This is a genomic window from Streptomyces sp. NPDC048106 (assembly GCF_040706415.1).
Lineage (GTDB): Bacteria > Actinomycetota > Actinomycetes > Streptomycetales > Streptomycetaceae > Streptomyces.
This window is the reverse complement of sequence record NZ_JBEZND010000005.1, coordinates 203001-223315: the sequence shown is the minus strand read 5'-3', so window position 1 is coordinate 223315 and position 20315 is coordinate 203001. Positions and strand designations below refer to the sequence as shown.

The following is a 20315-nucleotide window of genomic DNA, read 5'->3' as shown; positions in this document are numbered from 1 at the left end:
ACCGACACGTCACCCGTTGGGTGGTCACGACATGACCACCCAGTGCGGGAAGCAGCCCCGCGCCCCCGCCGTTGGACGAGGGGCACACGTCACCGGACTCACCGGAAGGGCCCCGCATGCCTGACTTCTCCGAGCTCAGCGACTTCCTGCGCAGCCGCCGGGCCGCCCTCACCCCCGAGGAGATCGGGCTCCCCCGGTTCGCGGAACGGCGCCGGGTGCCCGGTCTGCGGCGCGAGGAGGTGGCGTTCGCGGCCGGCCTCAGCGTCACCCACTACACCCGGCTCGAACAGGGCCGCACCCACCAGGTGTCCGACTCCGTGCTCGACGCGATCGCCCGCACGCTGCGCCTGACCCCGGACGAGCACAGCCACCTCATGGACCTCGCCCGGCCCGTGCGGTCCGGCCCCCGGCGCGACCGGAGCCCGCGGACGCCCGGCGCCGACCCCGGCATCCGTCAGCTCATCGACACCTTCACGGACACCCCGGCCCTGGTCCTGGACCGGCGCAACGACATCCTCGCCTGGAACGCCATGGGCCATCTCCTGCTGGCGACGCACCTGGACTTCGAGGCGCCCGAGCACCCCGCGCGCCGCCCGAACCTGACCCGGATGCTCTTCCTGGACGACCGCACCCGTGCCCTCTACCCGCGCTGGCGCGAGGAGGCCCACCTCGCGGTGGCGTCGCTGCGACTGGTCGCTGGCCGGCACCCGAACGACCAGCGGCTCGCCGAGCTGGTCGGCGAACTGACCATGAACAGCGAGGAGTTCGCCGAACGCTGGGCGCGCCACCCGGTGCGCACCTGCGTCGCCGGCACCAAGGAGCTGGACCATCCCCTCGTCGGCTCCCTGGAACTGTCCTTCCAGAGCCTGCTGGTCCCCGGCGCGGCCGACCAGCGCGTGATCGCCTACTCGGCCCGGGTCGGCACGAGTTCGGAGGCGGGGCTACGGCTCCTCGCCGCCGGCCGGCTCGGGGACCCGCGGCCGGGTGCCACCGCCGCGCGCGCCCCACGCGTTCCGTAGCGGTGAACTCGCGCCGCGCCGGTCGTCCGCCCGGAACGCCGCGGCCCCCTCGGGCCGGGAGCCGATCCCGGTCCGAGGGGGCCGCGCCACGCGTCACCGCCGGGGCCGCACCCCGGCGGAGCGTCAGGCGTCCAGGGACGTCATCACGTGCTTGATCCGCGTGTAGTCCTCGAAGCCGTACGCCGAGAGGTCCTTGCCGTAACCGGACTTCTTGAAGCCGCCGTGCGGCATCTCCGCGACCAGCGGGATGTGCGTGTTGATCCACACGCAGCCGAAGTCCATCTTCTTGGACATGCGCATCGCGCGCGCGTGGTCCTTGGTCCACACCGAGGAGGCCAGGGCGTACTCGACGCCGTTGGCGAACTCGACGGCCTGGTCCTCGTTGGTGAAGGACTGGACGGTGATGACCGGTCCGAAGACCTCCTTCTGGATGATCTCGTCGTCCTGCTTGACGCCGGAGACCACGGTCGGCGCGAAGAAGTAGCCCTTGTCGCCGACCCGCTTGCCGCCGGCCTCCACCCGCGCGTGGGCGGGCAGGCGCTCGATGAAGCCCTCGACCTGCTTGAGCTGGTTGGGGTTGTTCAGCGGGCCGTAGAGCACGTCCTCGTCGTCGGGCTGCCCGGTCTTCGTCTCCTCGGCGGCCTTGGCCAGCGCGGCCACGAACTCGTCGTGGATCGACTCGTGGACGAGGACGCGGCAGGCGGCCGTACAGTCCTGGCCGGCGTTGAAGAAGCCCGCCACCGAGATGTCCTCGACGGCCTTGGCGATGTCGGTGTCCTCGAAGACGACGACCGGCGCCTTGCCGCCCAGCTCCAGGTGGACCCGCTTGAGGTCCTTGGACGCGGACTCGGCGACGGACATGCCGGCCCGCACGGAGCCGGTGATGGAGGCCATCGCCGGGGTCTCGTGCTCGACCATCAGGCGGCCGGTGTCACGGTCGCCGCAGATGACGTTGAAGACGCCCTTGGGCAGCACCGAGCCGATGATCTCCGCGATCAGGACCGAGGAGGCGGGGGTGGTGTCGGAGGGCTTGAGGACGACCGTGTTGCCCGCGGCGAGCGCCGGGGCGAACTTCCACACGGCCATCATCATCGGGTAGTTCCACGGCGCGACCTGGGCGCAGACGCCGATCGGCTCGCGGCGGATGATCGAGGTCATCCCCTCCATGTACTCGCCGGCCGACCGGCCCTCCAGCATCCGCGCCGCACCGGCGAAGAAGCGGATCTGGTCGACCATCGGCGGGATCTCCTCGGAGCGGGTGAGCCCGGTGGGCTTGCCCGTGTTCTCCACCTCGGCCGCGATCAGCTCCTCGGCGCGCTCCTCGAACGCGTCCGCGATCTTCAGCAGGGCCCGCTGGCGCTCGGCCGGCGTGGTGTCGCGCCAGGCCGGGAAGGCGCGGGCGGCGGCCGCCATGGCCGCGTCCACGTCCGCCTGTCCGGACAGCGGCGCGGTCGCGTACGCCTCGCCCGTCGCGGGGTTGACCACGTCGGTGGTCCGTCCGTCGGCGGCGTCCCGGAACTCACCGTCGATGTAGTTGCGCAGACGACGCAGCTCGGTGCTCACTGCCGGCCTCCTGATCTGGTTCGAGGGTTCGAGCGGTTCCAGCCCGGACAGCCCGTACGGCTGTCCGATCACTGAGACAACCCACCCTAGTCGGCGCCCCCACGTTTTCAACACCCCTGGCGGCGCCGCTTCTGCGAAATCCGCAAGCTTTGATCCTCGAAACAACGAATTTCATCGATCGGGGCTTGCGAAACTGTCGATACCTCGTGCACAGTGAGCGCGTGGCCAGTCGAAGCGCAGACCAGAGGGACTCGTCCCGCGAGTCCAGGAACGGCACCCCCCAGTTGGACGCCGTCTCCCTCGCCATCATTCAGCAGCTCCAGGAGGACGGCCGCCGGCCGTACGCCGCGATCGGCAAGGCCGTCGGCCTGTCGGAGGCGGCCGTGCGCCAGCGCGTCCAGAAGCTGCTGGACCAGGGCGTGATGCAGATCGTCGCCGTCACGGACCCGCTCACCGTGGGCTTCCGCCGGCAGGCGATGGTCGGCATACACGTCGAGGGTGATGTCGAGTCGATCGCCGACGTGCTGACGGCCATGTCGGAAGTCGAGTACGTGGTGATGACCGCGGGCTCGTTCGACATCCTCGCCGAGATCGTCTGCGAGGACGACGACCACCTGCTGGACGTCATCAACAAACGCATCCGGGCGCTGCCCGGCGTGCGCTCCACCGAAAGCTTCGTATACATGAAGCTGAAGAAGCAGACCTACATGTGGGGAACCCGATAACCGTGACCCAGAAGGACCTCAGCCGCACCGCGTACGACCACCTGTGGATGCACTTCACCCGCATGTCCTCGTACGAGAACTCCCCCGTCCCGACGATCGTCCGGGGCGAGGGCACCTACGTCTACGACGACAAGGGCAAGCGCTACCTCGACGGTCTCGCGGGCCTGTTCGTGGTCCAGGCCGGGCACGGCCGCACCGAGCTTGCCGAGACCGCGTTCAAGCAGGCCCAGGAGCTGGCCTTCTTCCCGGTGTGGTCCTACGCCCACCCGAAGGCCGTCGAGCTCGCCGAGCGCCTCGCCGACTACGCCCCGGGCGACCTGAACAAGGTCTTCTTCACCACCGGCGGCGGCGAGGCGGTCGAGACCGCCTGGAAGCTGGCCAAGCAGTACTTCAAGCTGACCGGCAAGCCCACCAAGTACAAGGTCATCTCCCGCGCGGTCGCCTACCACGGCACCCCGCAGGGCGCGCTGTCCATCACCGGCCTGCCGGGCCTGAAGGCCCCCTTCGAGCCGCTGGTGCCGGGCGCGCACAAGGTGCCGAACACCAACATCTACCGCGCGCCGCTCTTCGGCGACGACCCGGAGGCCTTCGGTCGCTGGGCCGCCGACCAGATCGAGCAGGAGATCCTCTTCGAGGGCCCGGACACCGTCGCCGCGGTCTTCCTGGAGCCGGTGCAGAACGCCGGCGGCTGCTTCCCGCCGCCGCCCGGCTACTTCCAGCGCGTGCGCGAGATCTGCGACAAGTACGACGTGCTGCTCGTCTCGGACGAGGTCATCTGCGCCTTCGGCCGACTCGGCACGATGTTCGCGTGCGACAAGTTCGGCTACGTCCCGGACATGATCACCTGTGCCAAGGGCATGACCTCGGGCTACTCCCCGATCGGCGCCTGCATCATCTCCGACCGCCTGGCCGAGCCGTTCTACAAGGGCGACAACACCTTCCTGCACGGCTACACCTTCGGCGGCCACCCGGTCTCCGCGGCCGTGGGCCTCGCCAACCTCGACCTGTTCGAGCGCGAGAACCTCAACCAGCACGTGCTGGACAACGAGGGCAACTTCCTCCAGACGCTGCAGAAGCTGCACGACCTGCCGATCGTCGGCGACGTCCGCGGCAACGGCTTCTTCTACGGCATCGAGCTGGTGAAGGACAAGGCCACCAAGGAGTCCTTCAACGACGAGGAGACCGAGCGCGTCCTGTACGGCTTCCTCTCCAAGGCGCTGTTCGACAACGGCCTGTACTGCCGGGCCGACGACCGCGGCGACCCGGTCATCCAGCTCGCCCCGCCGCTGATCTCCAACCAGGAGACGTTCGACGAGATCGAGCAGATCCTGCGCGCCACCCTCACGGAGGCGTGGACCAAGCTGTAATCAGCTGACGGTGTGACCGCGACCGGCCCCGGAGCCGTCCGTTCGAGTGAGAACGGCGGCCCGGGGCCGTGTGCTGTCCGGCCACCGCGCGGCGGCTGCCTAGCGTGCCAGTGACCGATCGGCCCTGCCTTCGTTCCCCCGTATGGAGGAACGGGTACGGGAAAAACGGATCAGAACCGAGGTGTACGCCATGGAGGCTCCGCCGGACAACGACGTGCTCTGGGCACGGTCCCTGCACTTCACGCACCCCGACGGCTCCCCCGGACTCGCCGGGATCTCGCTCGCCGTACGGGAGGGCGAGATCCTCGCCGTCAGCGGCCCGCGCGGCAGTGGCAAAACGACCCTGCTGCGCTGCCTGTCCGGACTGGTGCCGGTGCGCGAGGGCGAGGTCTGGTTCAACAGCACCCCCCTGCACACCCTCGGCCCGGCGCACCGCGAGCGGCTGCGCCGCGACCGCTTCTGCTGGATCGGCCCCGAACCGGGCCTGGTGCCCGAGCTGAACGCCTGGGAGAACGCCGCGCTGCCGCTGATGCTGCGCGGCACCAGCCGCCGCCGGGCCAAGACCACCGCGCTGGAGTGGCTGGAGCGCCTGGACGTCGGGGAAGCGGCCCGCAAGCGCCCGCACCGGCTGCGCCGGTCCGAGTGCCAGCGCGTCTCGATCGCCCGCGCGCTGGCACCGGCGCCCACGGTGCTGTTCGCCGACGAGCCGACGGCCCCGCTGCACCGCGCCGACCGCGGCCAGGTGCTGCGCACCCTGACCAGCGCCGCCCGCTCGCACGGCATCACCGTGGTCCTCGCCACCTACGACCCGGAGACCGCCGCCCTCGCCGACCGCACGGTGAACCTGCTGGACGGCAGGCCGGTGCGGACCGTACACCTGCCGGAGATCCCCGACCCGGAAGGCCGGGCCGCGTGCTCGATCTCCGTCTGACCCGCGCCGCCCGGCCCGGTGTCCAGCTCCGCCGTCTGCTGGTGGCGGCGGCCTCGGCGGGCACCGGGTTCCTGCTGCTGTCCTGCCTCGGCTACGCCCTGAACCACCCGGAGACCGCGGGCGCGGGCGCGCTGCGGCTGGCCTGGTGCCTGGTGCCGGTCGCCGCGACGGCCTACTTCGCGGTCGCCGTCGCCCGCACCGACCCCGGTACCCGCCCCCGCCCCGGCCTCTCCGCGCTCGGCCTCGGCCCGGCCCGGATGATGGCCATCTCGGCCCTGGGCACGCTCCTGTCGACCGCGTTGGGCTCCCTCGTCGCCCTGTTCCTCTTCCTGCACCTGCGCGGCGATCCCCGGGGGATGCCGTTCGACGGCGCGGCGGCGCCCTTCCTGGCCGCCGGCGAGCCCCTTCCGCCGGCGGCGGCGCTGACCCTGCTGGCAGTCGTGCCCGGAGTGGCCACGGCCGCGGTGGCCCTGGTGCTGCGGCCGAGGGAGCCGCGGCCGACGGCACGGGCGCGGCGCGGGTACCCGCCGTTCGTTCGCCGGCCCGCGGGCGCTCCCGCCGGCGGGGCGCCGGGGGAAGGCGATCCGCGAGCGCCGGACGGCACGACCGGCCCGGACCCCACGGCACCGGCCGCGGACCCGTTCGGCGGCGGCAAGGGGCCCGGCGACGCCCCCGCCGGCCTGCCCTGGGCCGTGGCCCTCGTCGCCGCCGGTCTCACCGCCCAGACCTACGCGGGCCGCACGCCCCCGACGCCCGCCCCCACCTTCACCACCCTGCCCGCCGACGCCGGCCTCTTCCTGCTCGGCTGGCTCCTCACCGCCGTCGGCCTCGTCCTCGCCGCCCCCGGCCTGACCCACCTGTGCGGCCGCCTGCTCCAGTGCGCCCGCCCCGGCGCGCTGCGCCTCCTCGCGGGCCGGGGCCTGATGGCGGAGGCCACCAGGATCGGCCGCCCGCTCGGCGTCCTGTGCGCGGTCACCGCCGCCGGCTACGCCCTGACCACCCTGTACGACGCCCCCGCCCGCGCCTTCGGCCCGCTGAGCACCCTCGGCGCGCTGGTCGTCGCCGGCTGCGCCTTCGCCACTTTGCTGACCGTGGCCGTCGAGACCCGCCAGTGCCGCGCCGAGACCACCGCCGCGCTGCTCCGCCTGGGCGCCCCCTCGGCGGTGCTGCGCGGCGCCGCCGCCCTGCGCGCGCTCGCCCTGCTGGCCTTCTTCACGCCGCTCACCCTGGCGATCGCCGCCCTGGCGGCCTTTCCGCTGGCCCGCTGAGGGCCCGCGCCGAGGATCCGCGCTGAAGGTCCGCGGAAGAAATCCCCGGCCCACCGATGAGTTCCGCCGGGCACGGGTGTCCACCCCCGTGAAACGAGCAACAGTACGAACCGGGAGACGCACACCGTGTACCAGCAGATGATCTTCGTGAACCTGCCCGTGACCGACCTCGACGCCTCGAAGAAGTTCTTCACGGCGCTGGGCTACCCGATCAACCCCCAGTTCTCGAACGACGACGCCGCCTCCGTGGTGATCAGCGACACCATCGTCGCGATGCTGCTCACCAGGCCGTTCTACGCGGCCTTCACCAAGAAGGAGATCGCCGACGCGACGACGACCAGCGAGGTGCTGGTGTGTCTCAGCGCGGAGAGCCGCGAGAAGGTCGACGAGCTGGTCGGCAAGGCGCTCGCCGCGGGCGGCACGGAGGGCCCCGTCCAGGACCACGGCCACATGTACGGCCGCTCCTTCGACGACCTCGACGGCCACACCTGGGAGATCATGTGGATGGACCCGGCCGCGATCGAGGGCTGAACGCGGGCGGTCGCGTGACGGACGGGCAGGCCCCGCCCCTGGCCGGAACCAGGAGGCGGGCCCGTCGACGTACGTGCCGTCAGCCGAAGTCCGAGTGCTCCAGCCAGAACTCCAGCGCCTCGCGCTCGCCCAGCACTTCGAGGCCCGGAGTGGCCGGCGGGATCCGGCCGTAGAAGGCGAGCAGCACCGAGGTGAGCGGGCCGCGCAGGGCGACCATGGCCTTCTCGTGGCCGCGCCGCCAGGTGACACCGTCCTCGCCGATCTCCACCAGCCACTCGGCGTTCAGCGCCGGGTCGGCGTCGGTGGCGTGCAGATGGATGCTGCGGTGGGACCCGCGCAGATTCGCGGCCCAGTCCCGGGCGCCGGTGCGCTGCACCCACCGCACCAGGTCCAGCCACTCGTCCAGGGCGTCGGCGGCGATGTCGGGCGCGACGTCGAACGGCGCCCCGACGGTGAGCGCCGCGTCGGCGCGGTGGATGGTGATCTCGTGGGCCATCCGGCGGGCCCAGAAGCCGCTGGAGCCCTCGTCGGTCCAGGTCCACACCTTGAGTTCCGGACCCGCCTCGCGCAGCGCCCCGACGGCCAGCTCGCCGGTCTCCGCCAGCCAGGCGTCCAGCGCCGCCGGGTCACCCTGTTCCTCCGGGCCGCCGACGAGCGGGACCTGGTCCCGCGGCAGCATCTCCTGGACCTGCTCCCGCACCATCGTGCCGACCCAGCGCAGGACGCCGCCCATGTGCCGCACGAGTTGTTCCAGCGACCACTCCGGGCAGGTCGGCACGTTGGCCGACAGATCGGCACCGGAGGTGGCCAGTTCCCTCAACTGCCCTACTTGCAGGGCGATTTCGTCACAGTACCGCTCATGATCGAGGTAGGTCATGGCCTCACCCTAGGCGCCGGACGGTCAGTCCAGCACGACGATTTCCGCCGCGTCGAACTCCGCGCCCACCGTGTCCCCGGTCTCCGGTGCGTCGCGCAGCGCGCAGGCCGCTTCGAGGCGGGGCCCGTTCGGGGGCTGGAGGTGGACGGCGACATGGGTGCCCTTGAAGGTGCGGGCGGTGACCGTGCACCTCAGCCCGGTGCCGGCCGGCACGAGCCGTACCCCGGCGGGCCGGACCAGCAGCGTCCGGTCCCCCTGCCGGGCGCCCTCCGGTACCGGCAGCCTGCCCCAGGGGCTGTCGGCGACCGCACCCGTCACCGTCGCCGGGACCACGTTCTCGAAGCCGAGGAAACGGGCCACGAACGCGTCGGCGGGCCGCTGCCAGACCTCCAGCGGCGTACCGGACTGCGCGATCCGCCCGTCCCGCATCACCACCACCCGGTCGGCCAGCGCGAACGCCTCGCCCTGGTCATGGGTGACGGCGAGCACGGTCGTACCCAACCGGCCGAAGAGTTCACGCAGTTCGACCACGAGGCGTTCGCGCAGGGAGCGGTCGAGCTGGCCGAGGGGCTCGTCAAGCATCAGCAGCCGGGGCCGGGGGGCGAGCGCGCGGGCGAGGGCGACGCGCTGCTGCTCGCCACCGGACAGCCCGGCCACCGCCCGGCGGCCCGCCCCCGGCAGCCCGACCAGTCGCAGCAACTCCCCCACGCGGGCGTCCCGTTCGCCCTTCGCCACGCCGTGCATACGCAGCCCGAACGCCACGTTGGCGCCCACGTCGCGCTGCGGGAAGAGCTGGTGGTCCTGGAACATCAGGCCGACGCCCCGCTGGTGCGCGGGCACCCCGTCCTGGTCCCGCCCGGCGAGCGACACCCGCCCGGCGTCGAGGGGCTGGAGCCCGGCGACCGCCCGCAGCAGGGTCGACTTGCCGCTTCCGCTGGGCCCGAGCACGCACACCACCTCGTGCTCGGCGACCTCCAGGTCCACCGTGTCCAGCACGGCCCGGCCGCCGAAGCGCACGGTCGCGCCCTTGAGGCTCAGCATCAGAACTCCCCGGTCCGGTCCGTGCGCAGCCGTTCCAGGAGGAGCAGGGCGGCGGCGCACACCACCATCAGAATGGTCGAAAGGGCCATCGCCTGGCCGTAGTTGAGGTCACCGGGGCGGCTGAGCAGCCGGGCCACGGCGACCGGCAGGGTCGGGTTGTCGGGCCGGGCGATGAACACCGTCGCACCGAACTCGCCGAGCGAGACGGCGAACGCGAACCCGGCCGCGACCAGCAACGCCCGCCGCACCAGCGGCAGGTCGATCTCCCGCCACACCCGCCAGGGCGAGGCCCCGAGCACGGCCGCCGCCTCCCGCAGCCGCACGTCGACCGCGCGCAGCACCGGCAGCATGGTGCGCACGACGAAGGGGGCGCCGACCAGGGCCTGGGCCAGCGGCACCAGGATCCAGGACTGGCGCAGATCCAGCGGCGGTCTGTCGAGGGCGATCAGGAAGCCGAAGCCGACGGTCACGGCGGACACGCCGAGCGGCAGCATCAGCAGCGCGTCGAAGCCCCGTACCAGCCGCCCCGCGTCCCGGCGGGCCAGCGCGGCGGCGGCGAGACCGCCGACCACCACGGCGATCGCGGTGGCGGCGACGGCGTACTGGAGCGAGGTCCACACCGCGTGCACCGGTGCCACCAGGAACGTGCCGCCGTCGGTGCGGGTCAGCGCCCGGTAGTAGCCGAAGCCGGGGGCGTCCAGGGAGCGGCGGACGAGGACGGCGAGCGGCAGCACCACGAGCAGCGCGACGGTGCCGAGGACACCGGCGAGCAGCGCCCGCTGTCCGGCGCCGCGCGGCCGCCGCGCGGTGACCTTGGGGTCGACCAGGCGCAGGGCGCTCTCGCGCCGCCGTACCGTCCAGGCGTGCACGGCGAGGACCGCGCCGACGGCGGCGAACTGGACGAGGGTGAGGACGGCGGCCGTGGACAGGTCGAAGACCTCGGAGGTCTGCCGGTAGATCTCCACTTCGAGGGTGGAGAAGGCGGGGCCGCCGAGGATCTGGACCACGCCGAAGGAGGTGAAGGTGAACAGGAACACCATCAGCGCGGCGGCGGCCACGGCGGGCGCGAGGGCGGGCAGCGTCACCTTCCGCCAGGCGTGGAACGGCGAGGCGCCGAGCATCCGCGCGGCCTCCTCCTGGCGCGGGTCGAGTTGGGACCACAGCCCGCCCACGGTCCGTACGACGACCGCGTAGTTGAAGAAGACGTGCGCGAGCAGGATCGCCCACACCGTGGTGTCGAGGCGTACACCCCACAGTTGGTCGAGCAGTCCGCCGTGGCCGACGAGCGCGAGGAAGGCGCTGCCGGCGACGACGGTGGGGAGCACGAACGGGACCGTGACGACGGCCCGCAGCACCTGTTTGCCGGGGAAGTCGAGACGGGCGAAGACGAACGCGGCGGGCAGCGCGAGCAGCAGGGTGAGCGCGGTGGAGGCGAGCGCCTGCCAGGTGGTGAACCACAGCACGTGCCGGATGTCCGGCTGGGCGACCACGTCCGCGATCCGCCCGAACCGCCAGGCGCCGCCGGTCTTCAGGCCGCGCGCCACGATCGCGGCGACGGGCCAGGCGAAGAACACGGCGAAGAACGCGACGGGCAGGGCCATCAGCCCCAGCCGCGCCGCGCTCCCGCGCGACTCCCGCCCGCGGGCGGTCACTTCAGTACGAGTGACGTCCACGACTTGACCCACTGGTCACGGTCGGCGGCGATCTTCTCGGGGGCCATGGTCTCGGGGTTCGGCGCCGCGGGGCCGTACTTGGTGAAGTCGGCGGGCACCTTGGCGCCCGCGACGACCGGATAGACGTACATGTTCAGCGGCATGTCCTCCTGGAACTCCTTGGAGACCAGGAAGTCGAGGAACGCCTTGGCGCCCTTGGGGTTCTTGGCGTTGCTCAGCAGCCCGGCGAACTCGATCTGCCGGAAGCAGGTGCCGGTCGCCACGCCGGTCGGGGCGGTGGCGGGACGCTTCTTGGCGTAGATGACCTCGGCGGGCGGGGAGGAGGCGTACGACACGACGAGCGGCCGGTCGCCGCCGGCCTTCTTGCCCTCCGAGGAGCCGGAGAACTCCTGGTAGTAGGCCTGCTCCCAGCCGTCGACGACCTTGACGCCGTTGGCCTTGAGCTTCTTCCAGTAGCCCTGCCAGCCCGTGTCCCCGAACTGCGCGGCGCTGCCGAGCAGGAAGCCGAGGCCGGGCGAGGCGGTGGCCGCGTTCTCGGTGACGAGCAGGTTCTTGTACTGCGGCTTGGCGAGGTCGGCGTAGGACTGCGGCGGCGTCAGGTGGTGACTGTCGAAGTACGCCTTGTCGTAGTTGACGCAGATGTCGCCGTAGTCGACGGGCGTGACGCGGTTCTTGTCGTCGAGCCGGAACTGGGCGCCGGTCTTGTCCAGGCCCTTGGCCGTGTACGGCTGGAACAGCCCGTTGTCGAGGGCGCGGGACAGCAGGGTGTTGTCGACGCCGAAGAGGACGTCGCCCTGCGGGTTGTCCTTGGTCAGGATGGCCTTGTTGACGGCCTGTCCGGCGTCGCCGTCCTTGAGGACGCGGACCTTGTACCCGGACCGCTTCTCGAAGTCCGCGAGCACGCTCTTGGAGACGGCCCACGAGTCGTGGCTGACGAGGGTGACGGTCTTGCTGTCCGCCTTGCTGTGGCCCTGTGACGAGCCGCACGCGGACAACGTGACCAGGCCGAGCCCGACCGCCGCGGCCACGAAGGTCTTCTTGTGCACTTGGTTTTCCTCCTGGGGTTGACCAGGAAGAACGCGGCCCTGTCCGGATAATCCGGACAGGGCGCAACAGCTTGAGTAGTGACCGAACTTCCTACCCAGAATGACCTGGGCGAGGTTCAGAGGGTCTGCGGCCCGATGCCGCACTCTCAGCGCTGTGGCGCTCCCCTGTCGGAATATGAAGATGTGATGGGCTCAGATTACCGCTCGGTGGCCGCGAGCTGACCACAGGCTCCGTCGATCTCCTGCCCACGGGTGTCCCGGATCGTCACCGGCACACCGTGCGCGGCGATCGCCTCCACGAAGACCTTCTCGTCCTCGGGCCGCGAGGCCGTCCACTTCGAGCCCGGAGTCGGGTTCAGCGGAATGAGGTTGACGTGCACGGGCCTGCCCTTGAGCATCCGGCCGAGCCGGTCGCCACGCCACGCCTGGTCGTTGATGTCGCGGATGAGCGCGTACTCGATGGACAGCCGGCGCCCGCTCTTCTCGGCGTACTCGAACCCCGCGTCCAGCACCTCGCGCACCTTCCACCGCGTGTTCACGGGGACGAGGGTGTCGCGCAGTTCGTCGTCGGGAGCGTGCAGGGAGATCGCGAGACGGCACTTGAAGCCCTCGTCGGCGAACCGGTGGATGGCCGGCACCAGCCCGACGGTGGAGACGGTGATGCCGCGCTGGGACAGCCCGAGCCCGTCCGGCGCCGGGTCGGTGAGCGCGCGGATGGCGCCGACGACCCGCTTGTAGTTGGCGAGCGGCTCGCCCATGCCCATGAACACGATGTTGGACAACCGCGCGGGCCCGCCCGGCACCTCGCCGTCGCGCAGCGCCCGCATGCCGTCCACGATCTGGTGGACGATCTCCGCGGTGGACAGGTTGCGGTCCAGGCCCGCCTGCCCGGTCGCGCAGAACGGGCAGTTCATCCCGCACCCCGCCTGCGAGCTGATGCACATGGTCACCCGGTCCGGGTACCGCATCAGCACGGACTCCACGAGGGTGCCGTCGAACAGCCGCCACAGCGTCTTGCGGGTGGTGCCCTCGTCGGTCGACAGATGCCGGACGACCGTCATCAGCTCCGGGAACAGCGCCTCGCGCAGCTTCTCCCGGGAGCCGGCCGGGATGTCGGTCCACTGCTGCGGGTCGTGCGCGTACCGCGCGAAGTAGTGCTGCGAAAGCTGCTTGGCACGGAACGGCTTCTCACCGATCCCGGCCACCGCTTCCTTGCGCTCGGCGGGCGAGAGATCGGCGAGATGCCGCGGCGGCTTCTTGGCTCCGCGCGGCGCGACAAAGGTGAGTTCTCCGGGAATGGGCATGGTGCTACCAGTGTCGCAGATCCAAACGGGTGACCCATGGCAGCCGGTGGTGGTGCGCGGTGCGGCCGGGCCGGGGCTCGCGGACCGGCCGGAGCGCGGCTCACATCGGGGTCGGTTTGATCATCGCGAAGGGGGCGCCCTGGGGGTCGGTGACGACCGTCATCCGGCCGGCCATCATGTCGAACGGCGGGGCGAGGACCGTGCCGCCGCGCTTGGCCAGGGCGTCCACGGTGGAGTCCACGTCGTCGACCGCGTAGTAGGCCAGCCAGTGCGCCGGGGTGCCCGGCGGGTCGTCGGCGAGCCGGGCGACGCCGCCGACCGCCCGGCCGCCGACCATCAGCGCCCAGTAGTTCTCCGCGCCCTCCATCGGCTCGATCTCGATGCCGAACGCCTCGCCGTAGAAGCCGGTGGCCGCGGGTACGTCGCTGGTGTGCAGCTCGTTCCAGGTCAGCGCGCCGGCCTCGTTGACCACCTGGGCGCCGTGGAAGTCGCCGGGCTGCCAGACGCCGAAGACGGCGCCCTGCGGGTCGGCGGCGATCAGCATGCGGCCGAGGCTGCCGACGTCCGTCACCGGGACGAGCAGGGTGCCGCCCGCGCCGACGATCGCGTCCTGGGTGGCCTGGGCGTCGGTGCTGGCCAGGTAGCTGGTCCAGACGGTCGGCGCCTCCGGCATCCCGTCGGGCTTCGGGCCGATGCCGGCCACGGCCCTGCCGTGCAGCTCGCAGACCGCGTACCCGCCGAACTCGGCCGGGCCGGCCTGCCCCTGCCAGCCCAGCAGGTCGCGGTAGAAGTCCAGCGCGGCCTGCTGGTCCGACGCCATCAGATCGACCCAGCACGGGGTGCCGGTCGCGTACGGAGTGGTGACTTCGGGCATCTCTCGCTCCCTGTCAGGGGCCACATCAAGGGCCACGCTTCGTCACCATCCTGTCGCCGAACGCCACAAACCGCTCGTCAGGGGCGGGGGTGTGCCGCCGTCAGAGCCAGCCAGGTGGGGCGGTCGGCGATGCCGGTCGGCGGCAGGCCGTGCGCGCGCTGGAAGCCGAGGAGCGACTGGTGGGTGGCCATGGTGAAGCGGCCGGTGATGTCGGCCGGCCAGCCCGCGCGGGCCAGCAGGTCCTGCACCGCCTCCACCTGCGGCCCGACGTCCCCGGGCGCGGTCTCCCTGACCAGCATCGACCAGGTCCGCATCCCGACCAGGGCGTCCGGCTGGAGCCCGCTGTCGCGCTGGAAGCCCCTGACCCGGTCCCTGGTGGCGTCGTCGAAGACGCCGTTGACCGTGATCGGTACCCGGTGCGCCTTCAGCAGCCGCTGCACGGTCCACACCAGGGTGCCGCGGTCACCGGGCCGTACCGTCGGCCAGGCCGCGCGCCGGGCCGTCGTCGCCGGGGCGCCCGCCGCGGGCGCGGCCCGGGGCCGGCCGTCGTCCGGGGGAAACAGCCGGGCGGACGCGCGGCCCAGCCAGAGCAGGACGAGCGCGACGGCGAGGTACACCGCGGGACGCCGGGCGCGCCGGAGCCGCCGTCCGGTGCGCGACGGCCGGATCTCCCGGGCGGCGGTCCGCGGGTCCGGGGCGCCGGCGCGAACGTCCGGGCCGGTACGAGGGTCCGGGCCGGCGGTGCGGGAGTGCGCGGTCTCGCGGCCGTCGCCCGCCGGTGCGCCCCCGGGGTCCGCCGTGCCCCGTGCCAGTTCCAGTGCCCGCTCCAGCTCCTCCTCGGGAGCCTCCAGTGCCGCGTGCAGCATGCGCACCACCTCCACGGGTGCCGTGGAGCGGTGCCCGGGGTTGAGATAGCGCGACAGCGTCGTCTGCGCCACACCGACCCGGCGGGCCAGGGACTCCTGCGCCGGTGGCTTGCCGTCCCGCTCCCGGCCCGCCGCCTCCCACCAGCGCCGCAGCAGTGCCGACAACTGCGCCCCACGGTCCGCGGCCGACTGCTGCCGACGTTGCTCCGCCACCGTTCCTCCACGATTCACTGCCTGCATATGTGCAGGTCAAAGCCGTGCATAGGTGGGTGCATGATGCCGCATCAGGCTGCCTGGGCATGGCCGCCGCAGCCGCCGGAAGCGGTGCCATTCTCTGGTCGTGGCAGCCGCCGCAGCCCGCGTCACCGCCCCGGAACCAGGGTGCGAGCCGCTCGTGAGCGCTCTGCCGCGTCCCCCCGTGAATCCCCCCGAAGGAGTGATCAGCCATGTCCGTCGCATCGTTCGGCCGGGTCCGCAGCGCCCTCGTCGGCGCGGGTGCCCTCACCGTCCTCGCCGCCGGTCTCACCGCCGCCCCCGCCACCGCCGCCGCACCGGCACCGCCCGCGCCGGGCCGCCACGGCAGCGGCGCGGCGCACCACAAGGCCCCGCACGTCGCCCCGAACACCTCGCTGAGGTTCATCCGCAACGCCTCCAACCCGCTGGACTCCCGGCTCCAGGTGCTCCGCGTCGGCAAGGTGCTGGCGTCGTACCGGGCCGGTTCGGGAATGGGACTGGGCCGGCCGGACGACCGGGGCCGGAAGGACTGCGCGGTGGGGGTGGGCTGGCTGCCGAAGGGGACGTACACCGTCGGCCCCCGCACCACCAGGTACCCGGGGGCCAAGGTCCACGGGTACGCCATCCCGCTGAGCGACAAGAAGTGCCCCGACAACCGGACCTGGCGCACCCAGCTCCTCGTCCACAGCAAGATGACGACGAGCGGTGCCAGTCAGTGGAAGGGGCCGGACTCCTACCGGAGCAACGGCTGCGTCAAGCTCAGCCCGGCCGACATCCGCAAGCTCTTCCACGTCCTCGACCGCTACCCGCGCCCGACCCGGCTCACCGTCGTCTGACCGCCGCGGCACCGGCCGGGCGGCAGGCCGTACGACGACGGGCCCCCGCCCTGTTCCCAGGACGGGGGCCCGTGCGGCCGTACGACGGGAGGGCGCCCGGTTTCGTCAGGTGGAGCCGACGAAGAGCACCAGCAGGAGCCAGACCACCGGCGCCGTGGGCAGCAGGGAGTCCAGGCGGTCCATGATGCCGCCGTGCCCCGGGAGCAGCGTGCCCATGTCCTTGATGCCCAGATCACGCTTGATCATGGACTCGCCGAGGTCGCCCAGGGTGGCGCTGGCCGCGACCGCGAGGCCCAGCAGCAGGCCCTGCCACCAGACGCCCCGGTCGATCATGAACTGCATGCACAGCGCGCCCACGACCATCGAGAACAGCACGGCGCCGAACAGGCCCTCACGGGTCTTGCCGGGGCTGATCCGCGGGGCGAGCTTGTGCTTGCCGAAGCGCCAGCCGACGGCATAGGCGCCGGTGTCGCTGACGACGGTGAGCAACAGGAAGGTCAGGACCCGCCAGGGACCGTCGTCCGCGGTGAGCAGCAGGGCGACGAAGGTGGCCAGGAAGGGCACGTAGAACGCCGCGAAGACGCCGGCCGTGACGTCCTTGAGGTAGCCCTCCGGTGGTTCCGTCATCCGCCAGACCAGCACCGCGAGCGCGGTCAGGGCCATGGCGACCCAGGCACCCTCGGCGCCGCGCACGTAGCCGGCGACCACCATCGCCGCACCGCCGACCGCGAGCGGCACGAGCGGCGCCTTGATCTGCCTGCGCTCCTGGAGCCTGCTGGTCAGCTCCCACAGGCCGACGACGACGGCGACCGCGATCACGCCGACGAACACGGCCTTGACGATGAACAGCGACGCGATGATCACCACGCCGAGTCCGACGCCGACGCCTATGGCCGCGCTGAGGTCACGGCCCGCGCTCTTCTTCTGCGGCGCCGGCGGCGGCTGCGGGGCGTCGGGCATGGGCTCCGGATTCTGGCTCTGGCTCGGGCTCGGCTGGGGCGTCCCGTACGGGGGCTGCGGCTGCGCCCCGTAGGGCTGCTGCCCGTACTGCGGCTGCGGCTGCTCGTACGACGGCTGCGCCCCGGCCGGGGACCGCGTCCCGTACGGGTCGTACGGCGCCGGTTCCCCGGGCGGGTGCGGGGCGCCGTAGCCGGGCTGCTGCTCGTACGGCGGCTGCGCCCCGTAGGGGGGCTCCGTGCCGTACTGCGGTGGTATCCCGTGCTGCGGCTGGGGCTCGTCCCGGAACAAGGGTCCGCTCAGCCGAGCGGCCCGCCGGGTGTCGTCCTGGTCTCCGCCATACGCGGGTACGTCGGGCACGATGGGCATGGGGCGCGTGTGCTGCGCCTCGGGCGCATCGTAGGCGGGACCCGCCGGGGCGACCCCGCCCTGGACGGGCCCACCCTCGGTGGGCCCCCAGTAGCCGGTCTGCCCCGCCGGTGGCGGCGCCCCCCAGGAAGAGTCGCTCATCAGACTTCGAGCAGCTCCGCTTCCTTGTGCTTGAGGAGCTCGTCCACCTGGGCGACGTACTTCGCCGTCAGGTCGTCCAGCTCCTTCTCCGCACGGCGGACCTCGTCCTCGCCGGTCTCCTTGTCCTTGACCAGCTTGTCGAGGGCGTCCTTGGCCTTGCGGCGCACGGCGCGGATCGACACCTTCGAGTCCTCGCCCTTGCCCCGGGCCACCTTGATGTACTCGCGGCGGCGCTCCTCGGTCAGCTCGGGGAACGTCACCCGGATGATATTGCCGTCGTTGCTGGGGTTGACGCCCAGGTCGGAGTCGCGGATCGCCTGCTCGATGTTGCGCAGCGCGGTCTTGTCGAACGGCGTGACGACCGCCATCCGCGGCTCCGGCACGGAGAACGAGGCCAGCTGGTTGATCGGCGTCGGGGCACCGTAGTAGTCGGCCACGATCTTGTTGAACATCGCCGGGTGCGCACGGCCGGTGCGGATCGCGGCGAAGTCCTCCTTGGCGACCACGACGGCCTTCTCCATCTTCTCCTCGGCTTCGAGGAGGGTCTCTTCGATCACCACTTGCTCCTGCGTGTCTTGAGTGAGGCCCGGCTGCGGTTCCTCGGTGGTCCGGCGGCCGGCTGCGTCGCGTCTTCTTCCTGCACGGTTCCCGACCGGCAGGACATTGTCCATCCCCCGGCCAAGGTGCGTCCCGTCCGTCCCTCGGACAGGTGTCTTACCCGGGTGACGGGGGTGTGCCGGTCAGTCCCGGCTGCCCTGGTCACCCACCAGCGTGCCGATCTTCTCACCCTTGACCGCACGGGCGATATTGCCCTCCGCGAGAAGCTCGAAGACGAGGATCGGGAGCTTGTTGTCGCGGCACAGCGTGACGGCGGTGGCGTCGGCGACCTTCAGGTCCCGGGTGATGACCTCGCCGTAGCCGAGGGCGTCGAACTTGACGGCGTCGGGGTTGGTCTTGGGGTCGGAGTCGTAGACCCCGTCCACGCCGTTCTTGCCCATGAGCAGCGCCTCGGCGTCGATCTCCAGGGCGCGCTGGGCGGCGGTGGTGTCGGTGGAGAAGTAGGGCATGCCCATACCGGCGCCGAAGATGACCACGCGCCCCTTCTCCAGGTGGCGCACGGCGCGCAGCGGGATGTACGGCTCGGCGACCTGGCCCATGGTGATGGCGGTCTGGACCCGGGACTGGATGCCCTCCTTCTCCAGGAAGTCCTGGAGGGCGAGGCAGTTCATCACCGTGCCGAGCATGCCCATGTAGTCGGAGCGGGCGCGGTCCATGCCGCGCTGCTGGAGTTCGGCGCCGCGGAAGAAGTTCCCGCCGCCGATGACGACCGCGATCTGCGCCCCGTCCCGCACGACGGCCGCGATCTCACGGGCGATCTTGTGCACCACGTCCGGGTCCACGCCCAAGCCCCCGCCGCCGGAGAAGGCCTCTCCGGACAGCTTCAACAGAAACCGGCCGCGTACTTTGCCGTCGTCGCTCTTGTGGGCTTTGTCGGTCATGGGAGATCCCGCCTCTTTCACGTGTTGCACATACGAAGAAGGCCATTGCCGGCGGGGTCGCTTTTCGCTCCCATACTCGGCAATGGCCTCCTCGTCAGATCTGCTGCCGTCCGCCCCACACCCGGGTGTTGCGGTGGTCGCGGACGACTGCTGTCGACCCTATCGGGATTTCTCCGCGGGTCGCGCGTCGATCGCGGTACGGACTCAGATGCCGACCTTGATGCGCGTGAAGCGCTTCAGGGTGACACCGGCCTCGTCCAGCACCTTCTGGACCGACTTCTTGTTGTCCAGCGCGTACGGCTGGCCGAGCAGCGTGGCGTCCTTGAAGAAGCCGTTGACGCGACCCTCGACGATCTTGGCGATCGCGGCCTCGGGCTTGCCCTCGGCGCGGGTGGTCTCCTCGGCGATGCGACGCTCGGACTCGACGACCTCGGCCGGGACGTCGTCCTTGGAGAGGTACTTCGGCGCGAACGCGGCGATGTGCTGGGCGACGCCCTTGGCGACCTCGGCGTTCGGCTTGTCGAGCTCGACCAGGACACCGATCTGCGGGGGCAGGTCGGGCATGGTGCGGTGCATGTAGGCGATGACGTAGCCGTCGGAGAACTGCGCGAAGCGGTCCAGGACGATCTTCTCGCCGAGGTTGGCGTTGGCCTCGTCCACGAACGCCTGGACGGTCTTGCCGGCCTCGATCTCGGAGGCGAGCAGGGCCTCCAGGTCGGCCGGGGAGGTCTTGGCGACGTGCTCGGCGATGGCCTTGGCCACGGCCTGGAACTTGTCACCCTTGGCGACGAAGTCCGTCTCGCACTTCAGCTCGACCAGGACGCCGGAGGAGTTGTCGTCGGCGATGATGGAGACCACGGCGCCGTTCTCGGCGGAGCGGCCCTCGCGCTTGGCGACGCCCTTCTGGCCCTTGATGCGCAGCGCCTCGACGGCCTTGTCGACGTTGCCCTCGGCCTCGTCCAGCGCCTTCTTGCAGTCCATCATGCCGGCGCCGGTGAGCTCACGAAGCTTCTTGACGTCGGCGGCGGTGTAGTTCGCCATGAGTCTGTGAGTCTTTCTCGAAGTCTGGAAGATCTTCAGATCCGTACGGCGCGCGTTCCACATGTAGCCGCGGACCGCGTGTGTCGTACCGACCTACGGGTGAACAGCGGGGGCGGACTGGATGGCACCGCCCCCGCTGTCGAACGCTGACGC

Annotated in this window: 19 protein-coding genes and 1 riboswitch; of the genes, 7 read left to right on the top strand and 12 right to left on the bottom strand. The window is 71.6% G+C overall.

What is annotated here, in order from left to right:
- Nucleotides 1-116 precede the first annotated feature (116 nt).
- Nucleotides 117-1019, top strand: coding sequence for a helix-turn-helix transcriptional regulator (locus AB0927_RS07245; RefSeq protein WP_366666539.1), 903 nt, complete (start codon nt 117-119; stop codon nt 1017-1019).
- A 123-nt stretch (nt 1020-1142) separates the two neighbouring features.
- Here AB0927_RS07245 and AB0927_RS07240 read toward each other — a convergent pair whose 3' ends face one another.
- The gene (locus tag AB0927_RS07240; RefSeq protein ID WP_366666538.1) at nt 1143-2582 is read right to left on the bottom strand and encodes a gamma-aminobutyraldehyde dehydrogenase; all 1440 of its coding nucleotides are present in this window, start codon (nt 2580-2582) and stop codon (nt 1143-1145) included.
- 206 nt (nt 2583-2788) lie between these two features.
- On the opposite strand from AB0927_RS07240, the gene AB0927_RS07235 reads away from it, so the two are divergent.
- The 5 genes from AB0927_RS07235 to AB0927_RS07215 all read left to right on the top strand — a co-directional run bounded on the left by AB0927_RS07235 (nt 2789) and on the right by AB0927_RS07215 (nt 7404).
- Nucleotides 2789-3307, top strand: coding sequence for an Lrp/AsnC family transcriptional regulator (locus AB0927_RS07235; RefSeq protein WP_366666537.1), 519 nt, complete (start codon nt 2789-2791; stop codon nt 3305-3307).
- Nucleotides 3292-4674 carry an aspartate aminotransferase family protein gene (locus AB0927_RS07230; protein ID WP_366666536.1) on the top strand — a complete coding sequence of 461 codons (1383 nt, stop codon included), beginning with the start codon at nt 3292-3294 and terminating at the stop codon, nt 4672-4674. The genes AB0927_RS07235 and AB0927_RS07230 overlap by 16 nt, the downstream gene beginning before the upstream one ends.
- 190 nt (nt 4675-4864) lie before the next feature.
- Nucleotides 4865-5605 carry an ATP-binding cassette domain-containing protein gene (locus AB0927_RS07225; protein ID WP_366666535.1) on the top strand — a complete coding sequence of 247 codons (741 nt, stop codon included), beginning with the start codon at nt 4865-4867 and terminating at the stop codon, nt 5603-5605.
- Nucleotides 5587-6873, top strand: coding sequence for a hypothetical protein (locus AB0927_RS07220; protein WP_366666534.1), 1287 nt, complete (start codon nt 5587-5589; stop codon nt 6871-6873). The genes AB0927_RS07225 and AB0927_RS07220 overlap by 19 nt, the downstream gene beginning before the upstream one ends.
- Nucleotides 6874-6999: 126 nt before the next feature.
- A complete protein-coding gene (locus AB0927_RS07215; protein ID WP_366666533.1) occupies nt 7000-7404 on the top strand; it encodes a VOC family protein in 405 nt (134 codons plus the stop codon).
- A gap of 79 nt (nt 7405-7483) precedes the next feature.
- Here the strand turns inward: AB0927_RS07215 and AB0927_RS07210 are convergent, their stop codons facing one another.
- From AB0927_RS07210 to AB0927_RS07180, 7 genes are all read right to left on the bottom strand, one after another.
- Entirely contained in the window at nt 7484-8281 is a 798-nt protein-coding gene (locus AB0927_RS07210; RefSeq protein ID WP_366666532.1) for a maleylpyruvate isomerase family mycothiol-dependent enzyme, read from the bottom strand.
- A 24-nt stretch (nt 8282-8305) separates the two neighbouring features.
- Complete coding sequence (locus AB0927_RS07205; protein WP_366666531.1) at nt 8306-9322, bottom strand: ABC transporter ATP-binding protein; 1017 nt, start codon at nt 9320-9322, stop codon at nt 8306-8308.
- Entirely contained in the window at nt 9322-10923 is a 1602-nt protein-coding gene (locus AB0927_RS07200; RefSeq protein ID WP_366666625.1) for an iron ABC transporter permease, read from the bottom strand. Before AB0927_RS07200 ends, AB0927_RS07205 begins: the two co-directional genes overlap by 1 nt.
- 47 nt (nt 10924-10970) lie before the next feature.
- Complete coding sequence (locus tag AB0927_RS07195) at nt 10971-12041, bottom strand: thiamine ABC transporter substrate-binding protein (protein ID WP_366666530.1); 1071 nt, start codon at nt 12039-12041, stop codon at nt 10971-10973.
- Between the two features lie 70 nt (nt 12042-12111).
- A riboswitch (TPP riboswitch) is annotated at nt 12112-12218 on the bottom strand.
- A 20-nt stretch (nt 12219-12238) separates the two neighbouring features.
- Entirely contained in the window at nt 12239-13345 is a 1107-nt protein-coding gene (rlmN, locus tag AB0927_RS07190; RefSeq protein ID WP_366666529.1) for a 23S rRNA (adenine(2503)-C(2))-methyltransferase RlmN, read from the bottom strand.
- A 100-nt stretch (nt 13346-13445) separates the two neighbouring features.
- A complete protein-coding gene (locus AB0927_RS07185; protein ID WP_366666528.1) occupies nt 13446-14219 on the bottom strand; it encodes a VOC family protein in 774 nt (257 codons plus the stop codon).
- Between the two features lie 77 nt (nt 14220-14296).
- Complete coding sequence (locus AB0927_RS07180; RefSeq protein WP_366666527.1) at nt 14297-15298, bottom strand: peptidoglycan-binding domain-containing protein; 1002 nt, start codon at nt 15296-15298, stop codon at nt 14297-14299.
- 233 nt (nt 15299-15531) lie between these two features.
- On the opposite strand from AB0927_RS07180, the gene AB0927_RS07175 reads away from it, so the two are divergent.
- On the top strand, nt 15532-16155 hold the full coding sequence (locus tag AB0927_RS07175) for a L,D-transpeptidase family protein (protein WP_366666526.1): 624 nt from the start codon (nt 15532-15534) through the stop codon (nt 16153-16155).
- 105 nt (nt 16156-16260) lie between these two features.
- On the opposite strand, the gene AB0927_RS07170 is transcribed toward AB0927_RS07175, so the two are convergent.
- From AB0927_RS07170 to tsf, 4 genes are all read right to left on the bottom strand, one after another.
- Nucleotides 16261-17481 (bottom strand): phosphatidate cytidylyltransferase, encoded by a 1221-nt coding sequence (locus AB0927_RS07170; RefSeq protein ID WP_366666624.1) that lies wholly within the window; start codon nt 17479-17481, stop codon nt 16261-16263.
- 140 nt (nt 17482-17621) lie between these two features.
- Nucleotides 17622-18179: a ribosome recycling factor gene (gene frr, locus AB0927_RS07165; protein ID WP_366666525.1), complete on the bottom strand. Its 558-nt coding sequence runs from the start codon at nt 18177-18179 to the stop codon at nt 17622-17624.
- A 183-nt stretch (nt 18180-18362) separates the two neighbouring features.
- The gene (gene pyrH / locus AB0927_RS07160) at nt 18363-19121 is read right to left on the bottom strand and encodes a UMP kinase (RefSeq protein WP_366666524.1); all 759 of its coding nucleotides are present in this window, start codon (nt 19119-19121) and stop codon (nt 18363-18365) included.
- Nucleotides 19122-19325: 204 nt separating this feature from the next.
- Nucleotides 19326-20162, bottom strand: a complete 837-nt coding sequence (tsf, locus tag AB0927_RS07155; protein WP_366666523.1) for a translation elongation factor Ts — start codon at nt 20160-20162, stop codon at nt 19326-19328.
- Nucleotides 20163-20315 lie beyond the last annotated feature (153 nt).

Coding starts and splice junctions, on each gene's coding strand:
- AB0927_RS07245 (WP_366666539.1), top strand. CDS start 117: ATGCCTGACTTCTCCGAGCTCAGCGACTTCCTGCGCAGCCGCCGGGCC.
- AB0927_RS07225 (WP_366666535.1), top strand. CDS start 4,865: ATGGAGGCTCCGCCGGACAACGACGTGCTCTGGGCACGGTCCCTGCAC.
- AB0927_RS07210 (WP_366666532.1), bottom strand. CDS start 8,281: ATGACCTACCTCGATCATGAGCGGTACTGTGACGAAATCGCCCTGCAA.
- AB0927_RS07205 (WP_366666531.1), bottom strand. CDS start 9,322: ATGCTGAGCCTCAAGGGCGCGACCGTGCGCTTCGGCGGCCGGGCCGTG.
- AB0927_RS07200 (WP_366666625.1), bottom strand. CDS start 10,923: ATGGCCCTGCCCGTCGCGTTCTTCGCCGTGTTCTTCGCCTGGCCCGTC.
- rlmN (WP_366666529.1), bottom strand. CDS start 13,345: ATGCCCATTCCCGGAGAACTCACCTTTGTCGCGCCGCGCGGAGCCAAG.
- AB0927_RS07185 (WP_366666528.1), bottom strand. CDS start 14,219: ATGCCCGAAGTCACCACTCCGTACGCGACCGGCACCCCGTGCTGGGTC.
- AB0927_RS07175 (WP_366666526.1), top strand. CDS start 15,532: ATGTCCGTCGCATCGTTCGGCCGGGTCCGCAGCGCCCTCGTCGGCGCG.
- AB0927_RS07170 (WP_366666624.1), bottom strand. CDS start 17,481: ATGCCCATCGTGCCCGACGTACCCGCGTATGGCGGAGACCAGGACGAC.
- pyrH (WP_366666524.1), bottom strand. CDS start 19,121: ATGACCGACAAAGCCCACAAGAGCGACGACGGCAAAGTACGCGGCCGG.
- tsf (WP_366666523.1), bottom strand. CDS start 20,162: ATGGCGAACTACACCGCCGCCGACGTCAAGAAGCTTCGTGAGCTCACC.